Genomic DNA, 276 nt, shown 5'->3' with positions numbered 1-276 from the left:
ATCAAGACAAGAACAATCGAAAGATGAAGTAATACAATTAATGCAAAGTTGGAATCCAGTAGTAATTCCACGCAATCATCGAGTTGAAGAAGCGTTGGAAGCTGCTGTTAATGGAGATTATAGTGTGATGGAGAAGCTGCTAAAAGTACTTTCGAATCCATATGATTATACTTCTGAATTGGCAAAAGAATATTGCTCATTGCCAGCGCCATCGAATTTACCTTATCGAACATTTTGTGGCACATAAGAAATAGGTATGAATTTTTCATTTATTGG

Annotated in this window: 1 pseudogene; it reads left to right on the top strand. The window is 35.5% G+C overall.

What is annotated here, in order from left to right:
- A pseudogene (locus R2R70_RS20040) lies at nucleotides 1-247 on the top strand (hypothetical protein); the annotation flags it as partial.
- Between the last annotated feature and the right edge of the window lie 29 nt (nucleotides 248-276).

Source organism: Cobetia sp. SIMBA_158, from assembly GCF_046566945.1.
Lineage (GTDB): Bacteria > Pseudomonadota > Gammaproteobacteria > Pseudomonadales > Halomonadaceae > Cobetia > Cobetia amphilecti.
This window is presented reverse-complemented; position numbering and strand designations above follow the sequence as displayed.